Raw genomic sequence first — 24,640 nt, 5'->3', positions numbered from 1 at the left:
GCGCGCGTCCCTCCGTCCGCCGCCGCAGGGCCGAACGGCCCATCCTCAAGGGCCGCTGAGCCACTGCCGTAGACCGTCCCGGGCTGACACGTTCGAAAGACGGCGCGGCCACAACCGGGCTGCGCCCGAGGGGAGATGACGTCATGGAGCAGATGCTGGTCGTGGGCGTGGACGGTTCCGATGCGAGCCTGCGGGCACTGGACTGGGCCGTCGACGAGGCCGCTCGGCGCGGCACGGAGCTGCGGATCGTGTGCGGGTCGAGCTGGGAGTGGTACGAGGGGCACGAGCCGTCCTTCGATCTCAACCGCCGCGTGGTCCAGGAGCTCGCCGACGGCATCGTCGCCCGGGCCGTCGAGCGGGCGATGCGACGTACCGTCGCGGTGAAGGTCACGGGTGAGGTCGCGCTCGCGGACCCGGCGGCAGCGCTGATCGAGGAGAGCCGCCAGGCCGGTGCGGTGATCGTCGGCAACCGGGGGCGCGGGGAGCTGGCGGGGCTGCTGCTGGGTTCGGTGAGCCTCGCGGTCGCCGCGCACGCCGCATGCCCGGTGATCGTGGTGCGCGGCACCGAGCAGAGCCTCAGGGGGCGTTTCGGGCGCGTGGCCGTGGGCGTGGACACCGCGAAGGACGCGGCCCCGGTCCTGGAGTTCGCCCTCCGGGCCGCCGAACGGCGCGGCGCCCAGCTTCAGGCCGTCCACGCCTGGCGCTACCCGGCCCATGAGCTGCCGGACCGGCCGATCACCGAGGACGTGGTGGAGCCCCACCGGCTGCGTGCACAGGGCGAGTTGACCCAGGCGCTGAGGAACCTGGGAGACGCCCATCGCGACCCCGCGGTGCGCAGCGAGGTCGTCGAGGGCCGGCCCCGCACCGCGCTGCTCGATGCCGCGAAGAACGCCGACCTCCTCGTGGTGGGCGCCCGGCGCCGCACGGGCCACGTCGGCATGCAACTCGGCCCGGTCAACCACGCCGTACTGCACCACGCGACCTGCCCGGTCGCGATCGTGCCGCACGCCTGAGCCGCCCCCGACGGACGCCCGACCGCCTGACCCGGACCACACGTGGAACCCGCCCGAAAACCCCACGCAAAGGCACCAGTACCCGACGGAAGGCGATCACCCATGCCGAGGATCCAGCTCTCCGCCCTGGACGCCCACTGGCGCGCCGCCAACTACCTTGCGGCAGGCCAGATCTACCTCATGGACAACCCGCTGCTCACCGAGCCGCTCAGGCCCGAGCACATCAAGCCCCGGCTGCTCGGCCACTGGGGCACCTCGCCCGGCCTCAACCTCGTATACACCCACCTCAACCGGATCATCAAGGAGCGGGGCCAGGAAGCCCTGTGCGTCTGGGGCCCGGGGCACGGCGGTCCGGCGGTGCTCGCGGGCTCCTGGCTGGACGGCAGCTACACCCAGACCTATCCGGACATCACCCGGGACGCGGCCGGAATGGGCCGGCTCTTCCAGCAGTTCTCCTTCCCCGGCGGCGTGCCGAGCCATGTCGCACCCGAGGTCCCCGGCTCCATCCATGAGGGCGGCGAACTCGGCTACTCCCTCGCCCACGCGTACGGAGCCGCCTTCGACAACCCGGATCTCCTCGTCGCCTGCGTGATCGGCGACGGCGAGGCGGAGACGGGACCACTGGCCGGGTCCTGGCACTCCACGAAGTTCCTCGACCCGGTACACGACGGCGCGGTCCTGCCGATCCTGCACCTCAACGGCTACAAGATCGCCAACCCCACGGTCCTGTCCCGCATCCCCGAGGCCGAACTCGACGCCCTGCTCAAGGGATACGGCCACGATCCGCTGTACGTCACCGGCAGTGACCCCCGCCGTGTGCACCGCGACCTCGCCCACGCCCTCGACCAAGCGCTCGACCGTATCGGCCGGATCAAGGCCGAGGCGCCGACCGCGAAAGGCCGCCCGCGCTGGCCGGTGATCGTGCTGCGCACACCCAAGGGCTGGACCGGCCCGAAGACCGTCGACGGCGACCCGGTCGAGGACACCTGGCGCTCGCATCAGGTCCCGCTCGCCGGCGTCCGCGACAACCCGGAGCACCTGCGGCAGTTGGAGGACTGGCTGCGCTCGTACCGCCCGCAGGAGCTCTTCGACGCGGAGGGCCGCCCGACGGGGCAAGTCCTCGCCTATACACCCGAGGGCCCCGAACGCCTGGGCGCCACGCCGCACGCGAACGGCGGCCTGCTGACCCGCAGCCTGCCGATCCGCCCGCTGGAGGACTTCGCCGTCCCCGTCGAGAAGCCCGGCACCACCCTGCACGAACCGACCCGGGTGCTCGGCGACCTGCTCGCCGGCGTCATGGCGGACACCGCCGGCCGGCGCGATTTCCGTGTCGTCGGACCCGACGAGACCGAATCCAACCGGCTGGGGGCCCTGTTCGCGCACACCGGCAAGGCGTGGCAGGCGCGGACCCTGCCCACCGACCAGTACCTCGCCCGCGACGGCCGCGTGATGGAGATTCTCTCCGAACACCTCTGCCAGGGCTGGCTCGAGGGCTATCTGCTGACCGGACGGCACGGCCTGTTCTCCTCGTACGAAGCCTTCGTGCACATCGTCGACTCGATGGTGAACCAGCACATCAAGTGGCTGAAGACCTCCCGCGCCCTGCCGTGGCGTGCCCCGATCCCATCCCTGAACTACCTGCTGACCTCGCACGTCTGGCGCCAGGACCACAACGGCTTCAGCCACCAAGATCCCGGTTTCGTCGACCACGTGCTGAACAAGAGCCCCGAAGTCGTACGGGTCTATCTGCCGCCGGACGCCAACACCCTGCTCTCCGTGGCCGAACACGCCCTGCGATCACGGGACTACGTCAACGTGATCGTCGCGGGCAAGCAGCCCTGCTTCGACTGGCTCTCCCTCGACGAGGCCCGCCTCCACTGCGCCCGCGGGGCCGGCATCTGGGACTGGGCCGGCTCGGACAACGGCGACCGCGCGCCGGACGTCGTACTGGGCTGCGCGGGCGATGTGCCCACCCAGGAAGTCCTGGCCGCCACCGCGCTGCTGCGCGAGCACCTGCCCGACCTCGCCGTGCGCGTGGTCAACGTCGTCGACATCGCGCGTCTGATGCCGCGCGAGGAACACCCGCACGGCATGCCCGACCACGAGTACGACGCCCTGTTCACCCGGGACAAGCCGGTGATCTTCGCGTACCACGGCTACCCGTGGCTGATCCACCGCCTCGCCTACCGTCGCGCCGGCCACGCCCATCTGCACGTACGCGGCTACAAGGAGTCGGGCACCACCACGACCCCGTTCGACATGGTCGTCCGCAACGATCTCGACCGCTACCGCCTGGTCATGGACGTGATCGACCGCGTCCCCGGCCTCGCCGTCCGCGCCGCCGCCGTCCGCCAGCGGATGGCCGACGCCCGCACCCGCCACCACGCCTGGATCCGCGAACACGGCACCGACCTGCCCGAAGTCGCCTCCTGGGCATGGCCTCACTGAACGCCCCCGAGGTGCACCATGAACCGTGTCGTCATCGCCGGCCTCGACGGCTCCCGCGAGAGCCTCGACGCCGCCGACTGGGCCGCCCGCGAAGCCATCCGCCGCGGCCTGCCGCTCCGCCTCCTGCACGTCACCGACGGACCGCACCCGCCCACAGGGCTGCCCGAACTCGACGTGGCCGCCGCACGGTTCGACGGCGTACTCAATATCGCGGCCATCGGCCTCTCCTACGCCCATCCGACTCTGGAGATCCACGCCCGGCAGCTCCCCGGAGCACCGGTCCCGACACTGGTGGAAGCGGCGGCCGAGGCGGAGCTCCTGGTCCTCGGATCCCGGGGCTACAGCGGCTTCGCCGCGTTCATGGTCGGCTCGGTCGCACTCGGCGTGGCCGCCCGGGCCCCGCGTCCCGTCGTTCTGGTCCGCGCCGGTGAACTCCCCGAGGACGCCCACGAACCAGACCCCGACGGAGCCCTGACGCATACCACCCCGTACCGCCCGGTGGTCCTCGGACTCGACCTCACCCGGCCGGGCGAGGAGCTGCTCGCGTACGCCTTCGACGCCGCAGCCTCGCGGGGCGCGCCTCTCGAAGTGGTGCACGCCTGGACGCTGCCGCCGCTGTCGGCATACATCCCCGCCGTCACCGTCCCGGCCGACAGCACCGACCTGGAGCAGGGCACCTTGCGGACGCTGACCTCGGTACTGCGGCCGTGGCGGCGCAAGTTCCCGGACACGCCCGTCAGCGAGCGACTCGTCTACGGGCACTGCGGTCACGTCCTGCTGAAGGCCTCCCTGGGCGCCTCGCTCCTGGTCGTCGGCCGCCGCGGGCCCGTCGCACGCCTCGGCCGGGTCACGCACTCCGTCATCCACCACGTGAGCTGCCCCGTCGTGGTGGTCCCGCACGACTGATCCGGCTCCCGGCACCGGCCGGGTGGCCACGCCCAAGGGAGGAACAGCCATGACCCGCCGCGGTATCACCATCGGCGTGGACGGTTCCCTCGGCTCCACGAGAGCCCTGGACCGTGCCGCCGAGGAGGCGTCCTCGCGCGCCACCGTCCTGGAGATCGTGTACGCCGTGTCCGATCTCGACGAGGCCGGACCCGTTCTGGCCTCCGCCGTCGCCCGCGTACGCGCCCGCCACCCCGGGCTTTGCGTCCTGACACTGCCCGTGCGGGGACGGGCGGCCACCGTCCTCGCGGCCCGCGGACGTCACGCCGAGCTCACGGTCGTCGGCTGCCGGGGACTTGGCGGGATTGCCGGCCTGCTCCTGGGTTCGGTGAGCCGACGGCTGGCCGCGCTCACGTCCGGCCCGCTGCTTGTCGTACGAGGCAACCGCGAGACGCACCCGTACAGCGAGGTGCTGATTGTCCCCGCCGGTGACGGCGGCGCCCTGGGGCAGGTTCATGGCCGGCCGCTCACCGATGGGCCGGCACGCGCATCGGCCCAAGACCCGACTGGCCCCGAAGGAAGGGCCGTTCAGCCCCGCAGGCGTGGCCCATCGGCATCCGGCGCCGTGTCCGCGGGCCGACCAGAGTGAGGGGTGTCAGAAACCGCCGGAACATCCCTGAAGGGATCACCATCATGGCCGTGCACGAGCACCCGCACCGTCGCCCGGGCTTCTCTCTGCCCTCGCTGCGCAGGAACCGGACCGACACCGGATCCCGGCCCGCCGTGTCGGCCGGCACCGATGCATACGCCGCTCGGGCCTACGCCTTCGCCGGCCTGCGTCTGGTCACCGGGTTCACCTTCGTGTGGGCCTTCCTCGACAAGACCTTCGGCTTCGGCTACGCGACCGGGTCCGGCAAGGGCTGGATCGACGGCGGCTCGCCCACCCTGGGTTTCCTCGGCGGGGTGTCCGCCGGACCGATGGAGTCCACGTTCCACGACTGGGCCGGCGCCGGCTGGGCGAACTGGCTGTTCATGCTCGGTCTGCTCGGCATCGGCGTCGCGCTGATCGCCGGGGTCGCGCTGCGGTTCGCCGCGCTGGCCGGCACCGTGATGATGGCGCTGATGTGGATCGCCCAATGGCCGCCCGCCAAGCACCTGTCCGACGGCTCCCCGAGCATGTCCACCAACCCGCTCGTCGAGTACCACGTCATCTACGCCGTCGCCCTGATCGCCCTGGCCGCCGCATCCGCCGGCAACACCCTCGGCCTCGGCAGGACCTGGGCCAAGCTCCCGCTCGTCAGCCGAAACGGCTGGCTGCGCTGACGGCGGGAGGGGTGGCGGGGCCCGGGAGGGTTCCGCCGCCCCATGCCGTCCGCAGGAACCCCCGCCCACCTGTCGTACCTGTCGAATCGAAACCGGAACCGGGTCTGCGGACCCTGGAGGTGGAGTTCATGTCCCGAACCATCAGCGTGGGCCTCGACGGCTCACCCGAAAGCCGGGCCGCTGCCGAATGGGCTGCCCGAGAGGCCGAACTGCGCCAACTGCCCTTGAAGTTGGTGCACGTCTGGGAACCGGCGCCGATCCCCGTGGCCCAAACTGCACCCCCGGGCGCGGAGACGCAGCAGCACTGGTCCGAACGTATTCCGCGCGAGTCGGCCGAGGGGCTGCGTCTGCGGCACCCCGGTCTCGAGGTGACCACCGAGCAGGTCTCGGGCCGTCCCGGCGAAGTCCTGCCGCGGCTGCCGAAGGAGGACACCGAACTGCTCGTCCTGGGATCGCGTGGCCTGAGCGGAATCGGCGGTTACCTGGTCGGTTCCGTCGGCTCGGCCGTCGTCGCACATGCCACGCAGCCCGTGGTCCTGGTCCGCGCCGGTGAACAGGCCGCCGACGAGCACGAGATGGACCCTGCCGGAATTCCGTCCACGGCCGGGCCCTTCCGGCCCGTCGTCCTGGGCCTGGACGCGGACCACCCCGACGACTCGGTCATCGAGTTCGCCTTCGAGGCGGCCGGCCGACGGGGTACGTCCCTGCGGGTCGTGCACGGGTGGAACCCACCGCCCTATTTCGCCTACGGCCTGACCGCGGATCTCGAATTCCACGCCGAACTCGCCCGCGGGCAGACCGCCGCCCTGGCGGAGGCACTGCGGCCGTGGCGGCGGAAGTTCCCTGCTGTCGAGGTCATGGAGAAGTCCCACTTCGGCGGGCCGGCCACCCACCTCGTCGACGCCTCCCGCGAGGCATCCCTCGTGGTCGTGGGCCGCCGCATCCGCCGCAATCCGCTCGGCGCCCATATCGGCCCCGTCACCCACGCCGTGCTGCACCACGCCGCCGCACCCGTCGCCGTCATCGCCCACGCGTAGGCGTTTACGAAGGCACCACCGCCAATGAGCACTTGGTGTGGTGGACCACCGCGTCCACCACCGGCCCGAGCAGGTCACCGTCCCGCCCGACGATCAGCAGTTGTGCGGCGCGCGAGGCGGTGACCAGTGCCTTGGCCGGACTGTGCAGGACCACGTCCTCGATCACGTGCACGTCCGGATACTTCTCGCGCCAGGGTCGCACCGCATCCCGCAGGAGCTGCACCTCGTGCACCTCCCACGTGGCGCGGTCCTTCGCGGGCGCAGAGAACGGCATCCAGGCCGCGGCGGGTGACGGCAACTGCCAGGCGTGCAGGATGCGCAACGGAGCGCCGAGCGACTCCGCCCAGGAGAACGCCGCATCCGCGGCGGCCGCGGCCGGACGTCGCGCATCGAGACCGAGCACGACCGGGGCAGCGCCCGCGCGCACGCGTGCAACGTCCTCCGCCGCCGATCCACCCGGAACCAGGACGACCGGACCGGCCGAACTCCCCGCGGCGGCCCAGGCGGTGGACCCCACGCCGAGCCCGGGGAACCCGCCGCCGCCCCGGGCGCCGAGCACCAGCAGCGCGCCCTGTGCCGCATACTCGAGCAGGCACGGCACCACCAAGCCCGTCAGCCGCACACCGACGGCCTTCAACTCCGGCTGCTGCTCGGCGAGTTCACGTACGACGCGGTCCTGTGCGTGCACGCGAAGGCAGGGCCACTGTTCGGCCTCGTCCTGCACCGGCCGCCCGACACGCACCACGTGCAGCTCCGCACCGAGCGTCCGGGCCGCACCCGCCGCCCACGCGGCCGCGATACGGCTGCGCGCCGAGCCGTCCACTCCCACGATCACGGGACGTCGCATCTCGCTCAAGGTCGTCCTGTCCGCCGGGTGAAGCACATCGGTCCGGTCGCGGTGTGCTCCCGCGACCGGATCCTGTCCGTCAAGAACAGCGGAGGCCGACGCGGCCGATGCTCAGCCCACGTGGTCCGGCATCCAGTTGCCATGGAATCCCACCGGCACCCGCACCGGCAGATGCACGCGCGCGAGGGGCTCGCCGCTCAGGTCCTGGGCGGCGAGTACCACCAGGTCCGTGGCGCCGCGCTCGGGATCGAATACGTACGAAAGGATCCATCCGTCGTCCTCGGCACCGCCGTCCGGTGACGGCACGAAGACGCCCTCGCCGACATCTCCGTCCCGATGGAAGCGATGCACCTCACTGCTGCCCCGCTCCAGATCGAACTTGACGATGCCGACGCCGACTTGGGTGAGATCGAGCGCCGGTGCGGTGGGGGAGAGGAGGTGGCGGCGGGCGCGCTCGGCGGCGTATCCGTCGGTGGGTTCGAGCACCCCGTAGCCGTACCGGTGGGCGCCGGTCTCCCGCCGGGGGTCGATCCTCGGGAACTCCACGGCACGGTCGTCGAGTCCGTCCTCGCGCACCGTCCCGGCCGCGAGATCGACGGTCCAGCGGACGAGCCGTGGCGGTGTCTCGTCGGGACCCCGGCTGTCCTGGCCCGCGAACATCCGGTCGTAGCGCACGAGATGGATGGTGATCCGTCCTGCGCCGTCCTCGTACGCGCTCATGGGGTGGAAGACGAAGCACGGCTCGATCTCCAGCCACCGCACGTCCTCGGCCCCTCCCTCACGCGGCAGCACGCCGAGCCGGGGCGTGCGCTCGGGATCCCAGATGTAGGGCATCGACGAAGGCGCGTTGGCAGGATCCGGATGGAAGACCACGGGCAGGTCGTAGAGCAGAACGTGCGAGGCGGTGAGGGAGAAGTCGTGCATCATCGGCCGGCCGTCGACGGGGATGTCCACCGACCTGCGCACCCGCCCGTCGACTCCCACGACCAGATACTGCACATACGGGTACGCCCAGCAGTACGCCACGGCGTGCAGCTCCCCGCTGACCGGGTCGATCGTGGTGTGCGCGGCGAAGCCACCCGGCAGCGTGCCCTGGAAGTCGTACGGTCCAAGGGTGTTGAGATCGCCGTCCAGTTCGTAGGGCAGCGCCCCGCCCTCGACGGTGGCGAGGCAGCGGCCGGCGAAGTTCAGGATGTGTGTGTTGGGCGCCAGGTCCATGTCCAGATGGCGCGGCCCGTGCAGCGGCTTGTCACCGAGCGCCGTCGCCATCGCGTCGTTGCGCACCCACCGGTTGCGGTACCACTGTGCCCGTCCGTCGCGCAGCCGTACCCCGTGCACCATGCCCGGCCCGCTGAACCAGTGGTACGTCGCCGGATCGTCGAGGTTCAGCGGATTGGGCCCGTTGCGCAGGTACCGCCCCTCGAGACCGTGCGGGATCCGGCCGCTCACCGGCAGGTCATGAGCGGTGACCTCCTCGCGTACGGGAGCGAACAGCCCGCGCAGGTACGGGTTTCCCTGATCGGCCATGACGGCCTCCTCGACGGGTCCGGCAGGGCGGTGGCCCCTGACTCCACCATCCAGCCGAATCCGGTCCGGGTCGAGCCCCGCCGGGCACGCGCCCGCCGAAATACGCCACCCCGGCGTGCCCTCTGCCCGTACGCGGCGGGATCGCAGGGGATCGGTCGCCTGTCATGGTGAGCCGACTGACTGCAGGCGCCGCAGGACGGCGCGCAGTTCACGGCGCATGTGCTCCGGGAGCGGCTCATCGTCGGCGGCAGCGACCAGGGCGGCCGCCACGAGCCGGAGCTTCACGTTGGAGCGCTGTGACAACTCGACCAGCAGGCCCCAGGCGCGCTCGCTGGAACACGGCGCAAGGACCATCAGCATGCCGCGTGCCTGGTCGATCACCGCACGGCTGGCCATGGCCCGGCTCAACTGGTCGTTGAGAGCCCGGAGTTCGAGGACCTCGGCGGCCAGCGGATCCACAGCCTCCGCTTCGGGGACAGCCGTGAGCCTTCGATGGGCTTCGGGAACCGTGATCGCCTGCTGCATGGCGCGTCCCTCGTCACACAGGTGGTCATCGGCGGGCAAGTTGCCTCTCGCCCCCGGCGCCGGGCTGGTAGGTGAGGCCGTAGTGCTGGAAGATCGCTGCCTCCTGCTCGGCGGGCAGGACGTCGTCCGTCCCGATCGAAGGAGCCTTGCGCACCAGCGATTTGACGTACCGGACCTGCAGGTGGTCCGGCCCCGCGACGGCTTCGTCGAGGGGCACGAAGAGCAGCCGGTGGCGGGTCGGCAGGCCCGTCCGCACGGTGACCATGGCGGGCTCGTCCGTGGTGGTGTCCACATAGACCGCTTCGAGTACGCCGATCTTGTGTCCCTCGGTGTCCACCACGTTGCGGTCGCGCCACTCGCGGATGTCAGCTGTGCGGATCATGTTCCTGCCCTTCCGGGAAGCTTGCCCGATGCTCGGTGACAGGTCGTCGGCGCTGTGCTGCGTGCAGTCGCCGCAGCGCTCTACGCAGTGCTGCCTGCATGTGGCGGGGCAGCTGCGCCCCGTCCGAGGTGGCCACGAGGGCCGCGGCAACCTCGCGGAGCTTGAGGTCGCACTGGCGTGAGACATCCACCAGCAGACTCCTGGCCTCCCCGCGGGTGCACGGAGTCAGGGCCATCACCATGCCGCGTGCCTGGTCGATCACCGCACGCCCGGCCAGCGTCCGGCGCAGCGAGTCGTTCTCCGCGCGCAGCAGGGCGACGGCCGGCGCTTGGGCCGGAACCCCCCAGGCCATCTCGGCCTTCAGCGCCCAGCGCTCTTCCCTGACCGTGACCAACGGGTTCATGGCGTCCGCCTGGTGAGGGTGCTCGCCCGGTCGCGGCGGTCTTCGCGCAACCAGCGTCCGCGGCGCCCTGGCCCGCGGCGGCCGTAGTGGAAGTACGCGAAGATCAGTACGGCTCCGACAACCCACCACAGTGCGTTGACGAAGCCCAGGCCGAACAGGGCAACGGCAGTGACGGCGAACAAGAGGATCACGGCGGGCCTTCCCGCGCGAAAGGGTCCCCTGCTCGCGTGGTGCCGCGAGCTTGAGGGAGTTGGTCGCTGCCGGGGGCTCGGGCTTCACTCAACAGGGTAGTCCTGCCCAGAGGTTGCAGATAGGTCCACCCTGTACCAAGTGAGGCCGCGCTGTGCCGGCGGCCGGCTCTCAGAGCCGGTCCGCTCCGGTTGCCAGCTCGGGGGACGGGCGGGCCTCGGACCGCGCGGCGTGCCGTCCGACGAGCTGCGGCAGCAGTCCCCACAGTCCGCCGCACACCAGCAGGGTCGCACTCCCCGCGAGCACGCCCTCGACCCGGCCCAGGACGACGTCGACGACGAGCAGCACCGAACCGGTGAGTGTCAGCATCAGCACGGCCATACCCGCTCCGGCGAGCCGTGACGAGGTCCGTACGATCTCTGGCTTGGCGCCGCGCTGGAACAGGGTGCGGTGCAGTGCGGCCGGCGCGGTGAACAGCGCGGCGGCGAACACCGCCAGGAGCAGCGTGGTGATGTAAATGGCGCGCTGCGCGGTGTCGAGCGTGGCGAAGCGGGCGGTGAAGGCCAGGGTCAGCAGAAACGCGAAGAGGATCTGCACCCCGGTCTGGATGATCCTCAGCTCCTGGAGCAGTTCACCGTAGTTGCGGTCGGCCCGCTCCAGCGTCGTTTCCTCGCGTGGCGTACGGGAACTGTCCTCGGCCATGTCCGGCAAGGTACTGGAAAGCCGCGCGGCGGTCTGCGGTCCGGGCAGTCGTGGTCGCGGCCGGCGCCAGAGTAGGGTCGGCCGTACCGAGAGCATTTGCTGACCGGCTTCCATGCCGGTATCTCTCTCGGTTCGAATCACTGGGCCGGGTACGACAGGTCCGGGGACGGGTCGACACCATGACGGTGCTCACCGCACGATCCATGCCGACCACACTGATGGCCACGCCGTCCGGGTATCCACCGGTCCGGCTCTCGCTCAAGCCTCCAGGTCCGCCTTCTGGATTGCTCGACGGTGCCTGGTGGCCCCGCTCGAGGGAGCTCACGCGTGAACTGCCTTCGTTGACCGACCTGTTGGACCCGCGGTGGGGCCTCATCACTCGCGTCACGGTCAACCCGACACACTGGCCCGACGCACCCCGCAAGGTCCCCGTCAACGGCCACGTGGTCAAAGTGGGCTGGTTCCAGGACGGGCAGGACGTGCATCAACTCCTCCTTCTCTCCTACCGCGTCCAGCGCTGGGACCTGTTGATCATTCCCCCGGAGACGGGTGCGGCGGCCGCCGCGCGGCTCATGGCCGCCGCCTGCGATCCGCGGTGGTTCCGTACGGGCAGTGAGCTCATCGCCGACGAACTGGAACGCCGACTCGCGGAACCGGCTGAAGCGGGCGGGCCTGCCTCTCCGGAGAGACGATGAGCCACACCCTGCACACGCTTCCAGCGACTCCGGTGCTCCAGACCTGCCTGACCGACAGTCGCTCCCAGGCGCGACGCATGCACCCCGATGGGACCGGCTGACCCTTGCCGTCCGACCGGCAGACCGCTGCGACAGCGCCGCTCACCAGGCGTTCTGGTAATGGTCCGCGATCCGAGCAAGACTGGATGCAGAGGTGAGCGGCACTCCTGTGGGAAGGTGTCTCCTGATCACTCTTGGGAGGTGAGGGAGCATGCCCGAGCTTTCGCGTGAGGAACAGTTGGCGACCGCATTCGTGGATCTCGCCGACACCTTGGTGCAGGACTTCGACGTCATCGGATTCCTGCACACGCTCGCCGACCACTGTGTGGAGCTGCTGGACGTGGCAGCCGCCGGGGTTCTGCTCGCCACTCCGACCGGTCAGCTGGTGGATGCTGCGGCGTCGGACGAGCGCACCCGCACGCTGGAACTGGCCAGCATCGAATGGGACGAAGGCCCCTGCCGGGACTGTTTCCGCTTCCAGAAGCCCGTCCCCGACGTACAACTGGCCACGACCACCGCGGAGATGCGGTGGCCCCGGTTCGCGCCGCGTGCCGTCAAGTTCGGCTTCACCTCGGTCGTCGCGGCTCCGCTGCGGCTGCACGACCAGGTGATCGGGGCATTGAACCTGTTCCGTGACCAGCCCGGCCCGCTGAACGCCGCACAGCTGCGGCTTGCCCAGGCGCTGGCCGACACGGCGACCATCGGTGTCCTGCAGCAGCGGGCGGTGAGTGAACAAATGACAGTGACCGCGCAACTACAGGCCGCTCTGGACAGCCGTGTGATCATCGAGCAGGCCAAGGGCTATCTGGCGAACCGCCGCAATACCGATGTCGAGGAAGCGTTCACCGTCATGCGCGGCTATGCACGGTCGCACCAGACGCGCCTCACCGAGATCGCACGTCAGGTCCTGCAGGGCACGGCCGACGCCTCGCTTCTCGAGCGGCGCGATCGGTGAGGCGTGTGCCCATCGGTGCTGACTGGTGGGCCGGCCTCCGGGTGAACTGCACGGAGTCCAGAGGGGGGTGGCTTCGGTGATTCTTCCGGTGATGGCCGACTACCTGCGCACCCTGAATTCCCACGCGGGCCCCGGCCTGGCGCCCCTGCCTCTCGCCGCCTGCGCCGACATGCTGGGCCTGGACGGCCTCGGCCTGCTCCTGGCGCCCGGTGGCGAGAAGGCGGAGCTGGTGCAGTCGTTCGGCGAGCGCACCGTCGCACTGGAGGATCTGCAACAGGTCCAGGGCCAAGGTCCGAGCCTGGACGCCGCCCACCACGGCGCCTTGATCCTGCTGCCCGACGTGGCCGACACCACCGCGTTCGCCACCGACCGCTGGCTCGGTCTGCCCGGTGCCATCGAAGCTCTCGGCGTGCGCGCGGTGTTCGCCTTCCCGCTGCGCATCGGGGTCATCGCGCTCGGAGCCCTCACCGGGCACCGCGTCCGGCCCGGTCCGATGTCCACCGACCAGCTCACCGACGCGTTCCGGCTGGCCGGAACCATCAGCCAGATCGCCATCGCCACCGCCGCACAGGCGCAACTCCCCAGCGCGCCCCTCCTGGACGAGCCCGGCCTCCACTTCGCCGAGGTCCACCAGGCCACCGGCATGCTCGCCGACCAGCTCGACACCGACTGCGACCACGCCCTGATCCGGCTCCGCGGCTACGCCTTCAGCCAGAACCGGCCCCTGCTGGACGTCGCCCGTGATGTGCTCGCCCGCCGCCTGCGCCTCGACGACAACGGGGACAACACGTCCTGACGTGTGTGTGCGGCGCGCCGGACCACCGCCGCGATCCTCGTCACAGCAGGTGCAAGCACCGGATCAGTGGCGGGCGAACTGGACCCCGGTGGGTTGCGCGGCGTTCGGACGCACCGCGATCCCTGTGACGGTCAGCTGTTCGCCGTAGATGTCGGTGAGCCGGATCGTGCCGCCGCACCCGCTGCCGTTCTCGGCGAGGAAGTAGTTGTACGCGGTGCGGGGCAGCCGCCGCCAGCCGTTCGGGGTGCGGATCTCCAGCCCGGCCAGGGGGTTGCGGTGGCCGATGGCCTGGACGGCGCACCAGTGGCGGCTCGAGCCCGTCTTGTACCGCAGGGAGATCGTTTCCGAGGTGCCGGGGCTCACCAGGCTCCACGTGATGGGGATCCGGCCGACCTTGAGGTCGGCGAGCTCGGCGAAGGCCTGTTGGCTGAGGTCGAGTTGCCCGGGCGCGCAGGGCAGGGGGCATTCATTGGTGATGCGTACGGTGATGGATTTGCCGTTGGCCGCGCGGACGAGCACATGGGCGCCGCACGCCTTGGCCGTCTCGTAGTCGGTGGTGTTCATGGCCGCGACCATGAGGTCGGGGCTCGGGCCGAAGAGGCAGGCGCCGTTCCCGTCCGCGGCCTCGTACGCGGTGGCCACGCCCTTGTACGGGGTGTTGGGCTGGATCCGGCCCGCCTGCGAAGTGGTGGCGGGCTTTCGGGAGGGCCGCGCTGTCGCGCTGGGCGACGGGCGGGCCGGCTTGGTGCTCGCGGAACTCTTCGGGGTGGGGGAGCCGGTCGCATCCGGCGTCGTGGCGGTCGGGGTTCCGGTCCCGGCGGCAGTGGTGGCGCCCGCGGGCGTGCTCGTGGCGGAGCGAGCGCCGGCGTCGCGGCCGGGGAGCAGCGCCAGGAGCAGGGAGGCGAGCAGGCCGGCGCCGATCACCGCCGCGGCGGCGCCGAGTATGAGCCTGCGTCGGTGTCTGCGCTGCCGCGCGGCCTGTCTCGGTGTGCTCATGGTCCGTCCGTCCGCGATGTCGAGCCGATGGTGCACTACTCAGTGACCGCCGCGAGCGCAAAGGTTGCCGCCGATTTTCCGGACCTCACGAGGGCGGCGGCCCGGCTTCCGGCGGCGTACAGGACCGGCGAACAGGACCGGCGTACGGGACCGGCGTACAGGACCCATGCGAGGCGCGGTCGCCGCCTCGGCGGGAAGCAGTGGTGAACCGGAACCGCCGCGCGGCGCCACACGCCTGCCCCGCCCGGAATGCGGGCCCCCGAGTGGTCGGGAAGTGTGACGTCGAAGTACGTCCGCGCCACAGTCAGGGGCAGCACCATGGAGATCGGCACTCTGGAGGGCACGGTCGACGGGCTGATGGACGGCCTGCGCGCCGACCTCGAACGGCTCGCCGCCATCCCCTCGATCGCGTTCCCGGGCTTCCCGCCCGAACCGCTCGAACAGGCCCATGACCTGGTGGTGGAGCTGCTGCGCGGCGCGGGCGTCGAGCACATCGAGCGGCTCGACCTGCCGGACACGGCCCCCGCGGTGTACGCGTACATCCCGCCGCCCGACCCGGGCGCACCCACCGTGCTCCTCTACGGGCACTACGACGTGCAGCCGCCGGGCGACGAGTCCTCCTGGCTGTCCCCGCCCTTCGTGCCCACCCCCACCGACGACCCCGGCGGCGGACTGCGGGCGCGGGGGATCGCCGACGACAAGTCGAATGTGATCGCCCACCTCGGCATGCTCCGGGTCTTCGGCGGCCGGCCGCCGGTCGGGATCAAGATGATCATCGAGGGGCAGGAGGAGTACGGCAGCCCCTTCGACGACTATCCGCCCACCGACCCCGAACGCTTCGCCTGCGACGCGATGGTCATCGCCGACCTCGGCAATCTCCGCCCGGGCACCCCGACGCTCACGACCGGTCTGCGGGGCGCCGCGGAGGTCGTCGTCGAGGTGCGCACCCTGGAAGAGCCCCGGCACAGCGGTGAGTTCGGCGGCGCGGCGCCCGACGCCCTGCTCGTGCTCCTCCGGGCCCTCGCCACCCTGCACGACGACAAGGGCGATGTCGCCGTACCCGGTCTGCGCCGCGACGAGTGGAGCGGGGCGGGCTACACCGAGGACGAGTTCCGCTCGCTCGCCGGCGTCCAGGACGGGCTGCCGCTGATCGGCTCCGGCGGCCTCGGGGAACGGCTGTGGTCCGGGCCCGCGATCACCGTGATCGGTCTGGACGCCCCGAGCGTCGAACACGCGGCGTCCGCCGTCGTGCCGTACGCCCGCGCCAAGCTCAACCTCCGCTTCCACCCGCTCCAGGACCCCAAGGACGCGCGCGACAAACTCGTCGAGCATCTGCGGGCGCAGCGGCCCTTCGGCATCGAACTGACCGTCACCCCCGGCGACACCGGCCCCGGATACGAGGCGGCCACCGGCGGACCGGCCTACGAAGCGGCCCGCAGCGCACTGCGGAAAGCCTGGGGCAAGGAAGCCGGCTACGTCGCCACCGGCGGTTCCATCCCGCTGGTCAACGGTCTCGCGCAGGCCGCACCCGGCGCCGAAGTGCTGCTCTTCGGCGCACAGGACGGCATGTGCAACCTGCACGCCCCCAATGAACGCGTCCTGCTCTCCGAGCTCCGCAACACCGTCGTCGCGATGGCGGCCTTCGTCACCGAGTACGCCGAGGACTTCCGCGGCCGTACGGGTGCGCCGGGAGCCACCTCGTGAGCACCAGCGACACCCAGGCGCCCGAACAGGAGCCGGAGAAGAAGAAGTTCACCTTCCCGAGCGCCCTCACCATCCTGGCGATCGTCACGATCGGCGTGTGGCTGCTCGCCTTCCTGATCCCGGCCGGCCAGTACGACCGCAACGAGGACGGCGGCCCGATCGAGGGCACGTACCACCGCGTCCCCTCCGGGCAGTCCTTCGTCGACCGGCTCAACGACCTGTTCCTGGCGCCGGTCAACGGTCTGTACGGCGTGCAGGACGAGAAGACCGGCCAGGTCGGCCCGGACATGGCGGGCTCGCTGTACGGCAGCGCGGGCGTGTTCCTGTTCGTGCTCGCCATCGGCGCGTTCATCACCGTGGTCTTCGCGACCGGCGCGCTCGACCGCGGGATCGCCCGGCTCGCGCACCGGCTGCGGGACCGCGGTGCGCTCCTGATCGCGGGCGTGATGGTGGTGTTCTCGCTGCTCGGCACCGTCGAGGGGTTCGCCGAGGAGACCCTCGGGTTCTACGGCCTGCTCGTCCCGATGATGCTCGCGCTCCGCTTCGACCGGATGGTCGCCGTGGGCACGGCCATTCTCGGTGCCGGTGTCGGAGTGATGTGCTCGACGGTCAACCCGTTCGCGACCGGGGTCGCCTCGTCCGCCGCCGGGATCTCGCTCGGTGACGGCATCGTGCTCCGCTTCGCCATGTGGATCGTGCTCACCGCCGTGACCATCGCGTACGTGGTGCGGTACGCCAAGCGCGTACAGAAGGATCCGTCCAAGTCGATCGGCGGCTTCCAGCCCGGGGACCGGGAACACGCCGCGCAGGCCACCGTCGGGGAGCCGCCCCAGCTGACGCGGCTCCACAAGGGCGTGCTCGTCATGGTCGGCCTGGTCTTCGCGTTCATGATCTTCTCGGTGGTGCCCTGGTCGAGCGCGCTCAGCGGCAAGGCCGACGCCACACCGTACAGCTGGGAACTGGGCTGGTCCTTCCCGCAGTTGGCCGCGCTGTTCCTGGTCGCGGCCGTGCTCGTGGGCCTTGTGGCGCGGATGAACGAGCCCAAGCTCAGCTCGACGATCATCCAGGGTGCGGCGGACTTCATCTCGCCGGCGCTCGTCATCATGCTGGCCCGCGGCGTCACCGTGATCATGAACAACTCGAAGATCACGGACACGGTGCTCCACTCCATCGAAGGGGTGGTCAAGGGCACGTCGTCCGCGCTGTTCGCGATCATCGTGTTCGTGGTGAACCTGCCGCTGGCGTTCCTGATCCCCTCCACCTCGGGGCACGCGACGCTCACCATGCCCATCCTCGCTCCGCTCGCCGACTTCGCGGGCGTCTCGCGGGCCGTGGTGGTCACGGCCTGGGCGGCGGCCAGCGGCTGGATGAACCTGTGGGTGCCGACCACGGCCGTGACCATCGGCGGCGTGGCGCTCGCGAAGGTCGGCTACGACAAGTACCTGCGGTTCGTCTGGCCGTTGCTCGCGATTCTGTTCGTGCTGATCTGCGGGTTCCTGGCGTTGGGCGCGGCGGTGACCTGAGGCGCCGCGCAGGGACGGCCCGAACTGCCGTGGGGCGGCGAACGAAACGCGGACAGCCGGCGTCCAAGAGGCATGACACGGAGAATGAGTGCCGCCGCCCTGGTCCTGTCCGCCCTGATGTTCCTCACCGGCTGCGGCGCCTCCGTGGCGGCTTCAGACCCAGGAGCGGAGTCCGGCCCCGAGGCTTCGCTGCCCGCCCGCGACGCCGGTGATCTGAGCGGCGGGGAACCAGCCAAGGCGCCGCGCAAGCCCGAGCCGGGCAAGTGGTATCCGCATGACTTCAACTCCCATTGCGGCCTGCACAGCACCGAGTTCGCAGGGCGCACCTGGCTGGTGCGCACCGTACGCACGGACCTGCCCTCGCCGGTCGAACAGGGCGGCCAGGCCCTGGGGCAGAACGTCCTCGCGGGCTACATCCAGCTGGCGAGCCCCGACGTCGCCGTCTTCGCCTCCGCCGAACTGCCGCCCGTCGAGCTCCAGCCAGGAGAGACGGATTCCACCTGCATGTAACGGCACCCCGGTGCGAACGAAACCGGTGCGCGCCGCGTCCTTGGAGCATGAAACGCCGCCGCATACTCGCCGCCTTCGCGCTGCCGGCCGCCCTGCTGCTCGCGGGCTGCGCGGACAGCCCCACCGGTACGCCCGGGACCGCGCTCAGCGCGGAACGCGCCCCGTCCACCCCGACCTCGTACCCCGGAGACGAAGAGACGCTGCCCCCGCGCAAGCCCGCCGACGACCTCAACCCGGTCCAGGGGCCGAACAACCCGAAGACCGGGACCTGGTATCCGCACGACCTCTACTCCCACTGCGGAGCCGAGAGCACCCGCTTCGCCGGCAAGTCGTGGATCCTGCGCGCGGTGCGCACGGACCTCACCTCGCCCGTGCCGCCCGACGAGAACGCCGGCCAGCACGCCTCCTTCAACTTCATGGCCGGGTACATCCAGGTGCAGGAGGATGACCTCGCGATGTTCGTCTCCTCGCAGCTGCCGCCCCTGGAGTTCGTGCCCGGCACATCGGATCGTGCCTGCGACTGACCCGGGCGCCGCGGCTGCGCCTAATCTGACAGCGGAGGTGGGGCGTATGCGGGAGGCGGATCCCGGGTTGTTCGGACCCGAATCGGTGACCTGGCAGATGCACGGGGATCCCATGATGTGGGTGGCCGGGGTGCGGGCGCTGTATCTGCAGGCGCTGCATCCGCGGGCCGTGCGGGGCGTCATGCAGAACTCCGACTTCCGCAAGGACGCCTGGGGTCGTCTGCTGCGGACCGCGAACTTCGTCGGCACGATCAGTTACGGCACCACCGAGGCCGCCGAGAAGGCGGGCGCTCGGGTGCGGCGGATCCACCGGATGCTCAAGGCGACCGATCCGGACACCGGTGAGGTGTACGGGGTGGACGAGCCGGAGCTGCTGCTCTGGGTGCACTGCGCCGAGATCGACTCGTATGTGCACGTGGCGCGCAGGTCCGGATTCCCGCTCGACGACGCACTCGTCGACCGCTACATCGACGAGCACCGGGTGGACGCGCGGCTCCTGGGCCTCGATCCGGAGCAAGTCCCGTCCAATCAAGCCGAGTTGACCACCTACTTCGAACGGGTGCGCCCCGAATTGGCCGCCGGTCCCGAGGCGCGCGACGTCGACGACTTCCTTCAGCGGCCGCCCACCCATCCGCTGCTCGTGCCGCTGCGCGCCCTCATCTGGCGAGGCGTGGCGAACCTGGCGTATGCCGCATTGCCGCCGTATGCGCAGGAGTTGTACGGCCGACGGGGGCCTTCGGTGAAGACTGCGGACCGACGGCTGCGGATCGCGGGCGTCCTGCTGCGCCGCATTCCGGCGCGCGTACGCTGGCAGCTACCGCCCAAGCACATCCTGCGCGCCATGGAGCGACTCGGCCCGGGCAGCCGTCCGGCACCGTACAAACTCCGCAGGCGCGCCGCCATACTGGACGGGCCGGGGAGGGCGTAGCGAAACGACGGGGGCGACAGCACGACATGCCAGAGGTGGGGGAGACCAGGCTGATCCAGGGCCGCTACCGGCTGCTCGATCTGATCGGGCGCGGCGGCATGGGCGAAGTGTGGCGGGCCCGCGACGAGTCGCTCGGGCGGCGCGTCGCCGTCAAGTGCCTCAAGCCCATGGGTCCGCAGCACGACGCGTCGTTCACGCGCGTGCTGCGGGAGCGGTTCCGGCGCGAGGCGCGGGTCGCGGCCGCGCTACAGCACCGAGGGGTCACCGTCGTCCATGACTTCGGTGAGCACGAGGGCGTCCTGTACCTGGTCATGGAGCTGCTCGAAGGCCGCAACCTCAGCCAGCTCCTCGAGGACAACCGGCAGCACCCGCTCCCCGTCCCCGATATCGTCGAGATCGCCGAACAGGTCGCGCACGCCCTCGCGTACACCCATGACCAGGGCATCGTGCACCGCGATCTCAAGCCGGCGAACATCATGCGGCTCGGCGACGGCACGGTGAAGATCTGCGACTTCGGCATCGCCCGCCTCGGCGCCGACATCGGCTTCACCTCACGCCTCACCGGCACCGGTATCGCCATGGGCACCCCGCACTACATGTCGCCCGAACAGATCGGCGGCCAGCAGGTCGACCACCGCAGCGACCTGTACTCCCTTGGCTGTGTCCTGTACGAGATCGCCACCGGAGCACCGCCGTTCGACCTCGACGACGCCTGGGCCGTCCTCGTCGGCCACCGCGACACCGAACCCGAGCCGCTGCGCAGCCACCGGTCCGAACTGCCCGAGTACTTCGAGCGGATCGTGCTCGACCTGCTCGCCAAGAGCCCCGACGAACGGCCCGGCGACGCCCGCGAACTGGCCCGACGTGTCACGGAAGGGCGAGGCGTCCCCGGCCTGGGTGCCACCGGCATCCCCGCACAGCCCCTGCCCGCCACCCGCCGGCCCGAGCAACCGCCGTCCAACGAGCCACGGCTGCCGTCCTGGACCCGCGGGATGACCACCGGGCACAAGGCCGGCGGGTCCGCCGCCCTGCGCACCACTCCGCCGGACGCGGCGGCGGGCCTGACCGGCGAGTGGATCCCGCGGACTGACACCCGAGGCGAACGACGTCTCTCCGAACCCGAACGCCCCACCCCCTCGCCGGAGTTGCTCGCCGTGCTCGCCGGCCGGCACAACGCCGGACTCAGCCTCGGCAGGCTCGGCCGCTGGGAAGAGGCCGGCGAAGTGCACCGCGCGGTAGCCGCAGAGCGCGAACACGTGCTGGGGCCCGACCACCCCGACACCCTCGCCAGCCGCTACGAGGTCGGCTTCACCCTCAGCCGGACCGGGCGCGCGGCCGACGCGCTGCGCGAGTACACCCGGGTGGCCGAGGGGCGGGAGCGCGCCTTCGGCACCGACCACCCCGAGACGCTCGCCGCCCGCCAGGAAGTCGCCTACGTACTCGGCCAGTTGGGGCGCCACTTCGAGGCGCACCAGGTGTATCTCGCCGTACTCGCCTCCCGCGAACGCAACCCCAGGCTCGGACCCGACCACCCCGACACCCTGCGCTGCCGGCACAACCTCGCGTTCAACCTGTCGAGACTCGGCCGGCTCGAGGACTCCTTCCGCATGGCGCGCGAAGTGGCCACCGCCCGCGCGCGGGTCCTCGGTCCCGAGCACCCCGACACGCTCGTCACACGCTACGAAGTCGCCTACGCGCTCGGTCAGTTGGGCCGCTGGAACGAAGCGCTGCAGACGTACCGCGAGGTCGCCGAAGTCCGTAAGACGGCACTCGGCGCCGACCACCCCGACACCCTGGCCGCCCGCTACGAGGTCGGCATCAGCCTCGGGCGGCTCGGGCGCAGCGCCGAGGCGCTCACCCTCTACCGCGACCTCGTCGAGGACCGCGCCCGCGTGCACGGCCTCGACCACCCCGAGACCTTGCGCGCGCGCCACGGCCTGGGCGTGAACCTCGGCCGGATGGGCCGCTGGGAGGAGGCGCTCGACGAGGCCCGCGACGTCTGCGCGGTCCGCGAGCGCGTGCTCGGACCCGAGCACCCGGACACCCTGGTCAGCCGCCGCGAGGTCGCCGTCGGACTCGGCTGGCTGGGCCGCTGGGCCGACGCGCTCGCCGAGTACCGCCGGGTCGCCGCCGCCCGCGAACGGGTCCTGGGCGCCGACCACCCCGACGCCCTCGCCAGCCGCAACGACGAGGCCCACTGCCTGGAACAGCTGGGACGCGGCGCCGAGGCGGTCGACCTCTACCGACGGGTGGCGGCGCTGCGGCAGCAGCGGGGGACGCGGTAGCCCTTCGGGCGGGCCTGGTGGCTCGGCCCCCCGAAGCGAACCTGGTACCACGGCCTCCCGAGGCGCGGCCCGACCGCTCGCCCTCCCCGGGCACCTCGTGTTACGAAGAGCCATGACCGCACACGGAGCCCCGCCCGCACGCCGCGCCTACGACGCCGTGATCGTCGGTGCCGGACACAACGGACTGGTTGCCGCCGCCTACCTGGCCCGTGCGGGACGGTCCGTGCTGCTCGTCGAGCGGCTCGGGCACACCGGTGGGGCCGCGGTTTCCACGTATGCCTTCGAAGGGATCGACGCGCGGCTTTCGCGCTACTCGTATCTCGTGAGTCTGCTGCCGCGGAAGATCGTGCGGGATCTGGACCTCGACTTCTCGGTCCGCGGGCGCGATGTCTCCTCGTACACGCCGGTCCGGCGCGAAGGGCAGGACACCGGGCTCCTTGTCGGTGGCGGCAGGGCGCGCACGCGGGAGGCGTTCGGGCGGTTCACCGGCGGGGAGGGGGAGTTCGCGGCCTGGGAGAAGTTCTACGGGTTGACGGGCCGCGTCGCCGAGCGCGTGTTCCCGACGCTCACCGAGCCGCTGCCCACGCGCGAGGGGCTGCGGGCGCGGATCGATGACGAGGATGCCTGGCGGATGCTGTTCGAGGAGCCGGTGGGCGCGGCGATCGAGGAGTACTTCCAGGACGATGTCGTACGGGGAGTGGTACTCACCGACGCGCTGATCGGGACCTTCGCCGACGCGCACGACGCGTCGCTGCGGCAGAACCGCTGCTTCCTCTATCACGTGATCGGCGGCGGCACGGGTGCCTGGGATGTGCCGGTCGGCGGCATGGGCGCGCTCACCGACGCCCTGGCGCAGGCGGCGCGTGCGGCGGGCGCCGAGTTCGCGACGGGGTACGAGGCGACGCGGATCGAGACGGACGGGGCGCGGGCGGAGGTGACCTGCCGGGGCGAGGCGGAGGAGTTCACGGTGGCCGCCTCGCATGTCCTGGTCGGTGCCTCACCGCAGGCCCTGGCCGAGCTCCTCGGCGAGACGCCGCCCGCGCCGGCCGAGGGTGCGCAACTCAAGGTGAACATGCTGCTCAAGCGGCTGCCCCGGCTGCGTGACACGTCCGTCGACCCCGGGGAGGCCTTCGCCGGGACCTTCCATGTCGCCGAGGGATACGAGCAGTTGGCCACCGCGTACAGCGAGGCGGCGGCCGGCGCGCTGCCCTCGGCGCCGCCCTCGGAGATCTACTGCCACTCGCTGACCGACCCGAGCATCCTCGGCGAGCACCTGCGCGCCCTCGGCTACCAGACCCTCACGCTGTTCGGTCTGCACACGCCGGCGCGGCTGTTCACCGAGGACAACGACGCCGTACGCGAGGAACTCCTGAAGGCCACGCTGGCCCAGCTCGACGCGTATCTGGACGAGCCCATCGCCGAGGTGCTCGCCACCGACGTGCAGGGCCGGCCCTGCATCGAGGCGAAGACCCCGCTGGACCTGGAGCGCGACCTGCGCCTGCCGGGCGGCAACATCTTCCACCGCGACCTGGCCTTCCCGTACGCACAGGAAGGCACGGGCCGCTGGGGTGTGGAGACCGCGCACGCCAATGTGCTGCTCTGCGGGGCGGGCGCCGTGCGCGGCGGTGGGGTGAGCGGGATTCCCGGGCACAATGCGGCGATGGCGGTGCTGGGGGAGTGAGCTGCCTCGGTCGGTGAGTGGCATCGGGGCGCCAGGGGAGTGAGCTGCCTCGGTCGGTGAGTCGCATCGGGGCGCCGGGTGGTCGAGCCGCCTCAGTCGGCGTGACGCACCGGAGGACTGGAGATGCCGACGGGCCGGCCGCTGAGCGCGGCGTCCAGCGTCTCCTGCGCGATCCGCATCGATTCCGCGTACGGCGGCTCGGACATGCGCTGCCAGGACGTTTCCGGATCCACTTCCTCGACCCGGCTGACCACCCACCAGATGTTCCCGAAGGGATCACGCACCCGGCCGCCCCGGTCGCCCCACGCGCTGTCCGAGAGCTCGGTGATCACCTCGGCGCCCGCGGCGACGGCAGACGCCGTCGCGGCATCCGCGTCCGGGACGTAGATCCGCAGGAGCGAGGGCGTCACCGGCCAGTCGGGGCGCCGGTCGAAGGCCAGCACGACGGTGTCGCCGACCCTGATCTCGCCGTGGCCGATGCTGCCGTCCTCGACCGGGACCCGGGCCAGCTCCTCGCCGGCGAAGGCCGCGGTGATGAAGTCGAGGAGCGCTCCTGTGTCGTCGGTGACGACCCACGGTGCGACGGAGGTGTAGCCCTGGGGTGCGGTGTGCTTCATGGCTGAGTCCCTTCGCGGAACGGAGCGCCTGCCGGGATCGGCGACGTCTTCGACGGTAGCGAGGAAGTAGGCCGGATCCTGTCCTGGATGGGGCGGGTGGGATGAG

25 protein-coding genes are annotated in these 24,640 nt (G+C 71.3%); 16 read left to right on the top strand and 9 right to left on the bottom strand.

All coding sequences use genetic code 11. The annotated features are described in order from the left end of the window. Window positions 1–143 precede the first annotated feature (143 nt). From G6045_RS24865 to G6045_RS24840, 6 genes are all read left to right on the top strand, one after another. Window positions 144–1,013 carry a universal stress protein gene (locus tag G6045_RS24865; protein WP_165334308.1) on the top strand — a complete coding sequence of 290 codons (870 nt, stop codon included), beginning with the start codon at window positions 144–146 and terminating at the stop codon, window positions 1,011–1,013. Between the two features lie 102 nt (window positions 1,014–1,115). Further along, complete coding sequence (locus G6045_RS24860) at window positions 1,116–3,461, top strand: phosphoketolase family protein (protein WP_165334307.1); 2,346 nt, start codon at window positions 1,116–1,118, stop codon at window positions 3,459–3,461. 18 nt (window positions 3,462–3,479) lie between these two features. Further along, window positions 3,480–4,367 (top strand): universal stress protein, encoded by an 888-nt coding sequence (locus G6045_RS24855; protein WP_165334306.1) that lies wholly within the window; start codon window positions 3,480–3,482, stop codon window positions 4,365–4,367. A 49-nt stretch (window positions 4,368–4,416) separates the two neighbouring features. Continuing rightward, complete coding sequence (locus G6045_RS24850; protein ID WP_165334305.1) at window positions 4,417–4,995, top strand: universal stress protein; 579 nt, start codon at window positions 4,417–4,419, stop codon at window positions 4,993–4,995. A gap of 44 nt (window positions 4,996–5,039) precedes the next feature. Continuing rightward, window positions 5,040–5,669 (top strand): DoxX family membrane protein, encoded by a 630-nt coding sequence (locus G6045_RS24845; RefSeq protein ID WP_165334304.1) that lies wholly within the window; start codon window positions 5,040–5,042, stop codon window positions 5,667–5,669. A gap of 128 nt (window positions 5,670–5,797) precedes the next feature. After that, window positions 5,798–6,706, top strand: coding sequence for a universal stress protein (locus G6045_RS24840; RefSeq protein ID WP_165334303.1), 909 nt, complete (start codon window positions 5,798–5,800; stop codon window positions 6,704–6,706). A gap of 4 nt (window positions 6,707–6,710) precedes the next feature. Here the strand turns inward: G6045_RS24840 and G6045_RS24835 are convergent, their stop codons facing one another. The 7 genes from G6045_RS24835 to G6045_RS24805 form a co-directional block, all read right to left on the bottom strand. Further along, window positions 6,711–7,553, bottom strand: a complete 843-nt coding sequence (locus G6045_RS24835; RefSeq protein ID WP_165334302.1) for a universal stress protein — start codon at window positions 7,551–7,553, stop codon at window positions 6,711–6,713. 111 nt (window positions 7,554–7,664) lie between these two features. Continuing rightward, window positions 7,665–9,080, bottom strand: coding sequence for a carotenoid oxygenase family protein (locus G6045_RS24830; protein WP_165334301.1), 1,416 nt, complete (start codon window positions 9,078–9,080; stop codon window positions 7,665–7,667). Window positions 9,081–9,242: 162 nt separating this feature from the next. Then, entirely contained in the window at window positions 9,243–9,605 is a 363-nt protein-coding gene (locus G6045_RS24825; protein ID WP_165334300.1) for an ANTAR domain-containing protein, read from the bottom strand. Between the two features lie 25 nt (window positions 9,606–9,630). After that, window positions 9,631–9,987 carry a PRC-barrel domain-containing protein gene (locus G6045_RS24820; protein WP_165334299.1) on the bottom strand — a complete coding sequence of 119 codons (357 nt, stop codon included), beginning with the start codon at window positions 9,985–9,987 and terminating at the stop codon, window positions 9,631–9,633. Continuing rightward, window positions 9,971–10,390, bottom strand: a complete 420-nt coding sequence (locus tag G6045_RS24815; RefSeq protein ID WP_165334298.1) for an ANTAR domain-containing protein — start codon at window positions 10,388–10,390, stop codon at window positions 9,971–9,973. Before G6045_RS24815 ends, G6045_RS24820 begins: the two co-directional genes overlap by 17 nt. Further along, window positions 10,387–10,581, bottom strand: a complete 195-nt coding sequence (locus G6045_RS24810) for a hydrophobic protein (RefSeq protein ID WP_165334297.1) — start codon at window positions 10,579–10,581, stop codon at window positions 10,387–10,389. The genes G6045_RS24815 and G6045_RS24810 overlap by 4 nt, the downstream gene beginning before the upstream one ends. 169 nt (window positions 10,582–10,750) lie before the next feature. Further along, complete coding sequence (locus G6045_RS24805; protein ID WP_165334296.1) at window positions 10,751–11,281, bottom strand: DUF6328 family protein; 531 nt, start codon at window positions 11,279–11,281, stop codon at window positions 10,751–10,753. Between the two features lie 203 nt (window positions 11,282–11,484). Between G6045_RS24805 and G6045_RS24800 the strand changes: the two genes are divergently transcribed. From G6045_RS24800 to G6045_RS24790, 3 genes are all read left to right on the top strand, one after another. Further along, on the top strand, window positions 11,485–11,976 hold the full coding sequence (locus G6045_RS24800; protein WP_235968280.1) for a DUF5994 family protein: 492 nt from the start codon (window positions 11,485–11,487) through the stop codon (window positions 11,974–11,976). Between the two features lie 250 nt (window positions 11,977–12,226). Continuing rightward, window positions 12,227–12,970, top strand: coding sequence for a GAF and ANTAR domain-containing protein (locus tag G6045_RS24795; RefSeq protein ID WP_165334294.1), 744 nt, complete (start codon window positions 12,227–12,229; stop codon window positions 12,968–12,970). Window positions 12,971–13,037: 67 nt separating this feature from the next. Beyond that, window positions 13,038–13,766, top strand: a complete 729-nt coding sequence (locus tag G6045_RS24790; protein WP_165334293.1) for an ANTAR domain-containing protein — start codon at window positions 13,038–13,040, stop codon at window positions 13,764–13,766. Between the two features lie 63 nt (window positions 13,767–13,829). On the opposite strand, the gene G6045_RS24785 is transcribed toward G6045_RS24790, so the two are convergent. After that, window positions 13,830–14,762: an expansin EXLX1 family cellulose-binding protein gene (locus tag G6045_RS24785; RefSeq protein ID WP_165334292.1), complete on the bottom strand. Its 933-nt coding sequence runs from the start codon at window positions 14,760–14,762 to the stop codon at window positions 13,830–13,832. A 318-nt stretch (window positions 14,763–15,080) separates the two neighbouring features. On the opposite strand from G6045_RS24785, the gene G6045_RS24780 reads away from it, so the two are divergent. From G6045_RS24780 to G6045_RS24750, 7 genes are all read left to right on the top strand, one after another. Further along, window positions 15,081–16,466, top strand: coding sequence for a M20/M25/M40 family metallo-hydrolase (locus tag G6045_RS24780; protein ID WP_165334291.1), 1,386 nt, complete (start codon window positions 15,081–15,083; stop codon window positions 16,464–16,466). Continuing rightward, a complete protein-coding gene (locus G6045_RS24775; protein ID WP_165334290.1) occupies window positions 16,463–17,989 on the top strand; it encodes a YfcC family protein in 1,527 nt (508 codons plus the stop codon). Before G6045_RS24780 ends, G6045_RS24775 begins: the two co-directional genes overlap by 4 nt. An 84-nt stretch (window positions 17,990–18,073) precedes the next feature. Continuing rightward, window positions 18,074–18,499, top strand: coding sequence for a hypothetical protein (locus G6045_RS24770; RefSeq protein ID WP_165334289.1), 426 nt, complete (start codon window positions 18,074–18,076; stop codon window positions 18,497–18,499). A 47-nt stretch (window positions 18,500–18,546) separates the two neighbouring features. Next, the gene (locus G6045_RS40940; protein WP_206344135.1) at window positions 18,547–19,023 is read left to right on the top strand and encodes a hypothetical protein; all 477 of its coding nucleotides are present in this window, start codon (window positions 18,547–18,549) and stop codon (window positions 19,021–19,023) included. 46 nt (window positions 19,024–19,069) lie between these two features. Further along, window positions 19,070–19,951, top strand: a complete 882-nt coding sequence (locus tag G6045_RS24760; protein ID WP_165334288.1) for an oxygenase MpaB family protein — start codon at window positions 19,070–19,072, stop codon at window positions 19,949–19,951. A 35-nt stretch (window positions 19,952–19,986) separates the two neighbouring features. Then, window positions 19,987–22,236 (top strand): serine/threonine-protein kinase, encoded by a 2,250-nt coding sequence (locus G6045_RS24755; RefSeq protein WP_165334309.1) that lies wholly within the window; start codon window positions 19,987–19,989, stop codon window positions 22,234–22,236. Between the two features lie 112 nt (window positions 22,237–22,348). Beyond that, window positions 22,349–23,917 carry a phytoene desaturase family protein gene (locus G6045_RS24750; protein WP_165334287.1) on the top strand — a complete coding sequence of 523 codons (1,569 nt, stop codon included), beginning with the start codon at window positions 22,349–22,351 and terminating at the stop codon, window positions 23,915–23,917. A gap of 92 nt (window positions 23,918–24,009) precedes the next feature. Here the strand turns inward: G6045_RS24750 and G6045_RS24745 are convergent, their stop codons facing one another. Next, window positions 24,010–24,534: a VOC family protein gene (locus tag G6045_RS24745; RefSeq protein WP_165334286.1), complete on the bottom strand. Its 525-nt coding sequence runs from the start codon at window positions 24,532–24,534 to the stop codon at window positions 24,010–24,012. Window positions 24,535–24,640: the final 106 nt, after the last annotated feature.

Origin of the sequence: Streptomyces mesophilus, assembly GCF_011044995.1 — a bacterium.
In the GTDB taxonomy this organism is placed as follows: domain Bacteria; phylum Actinomycetota; class Actinomycetes; order Streptomycetales; family Streptomycetaceae; genus Streptomyces; species Streptomyces mesophilus.
This window is presented reverse-complemented; position numbering and strand designations above follow the sequence as displayed.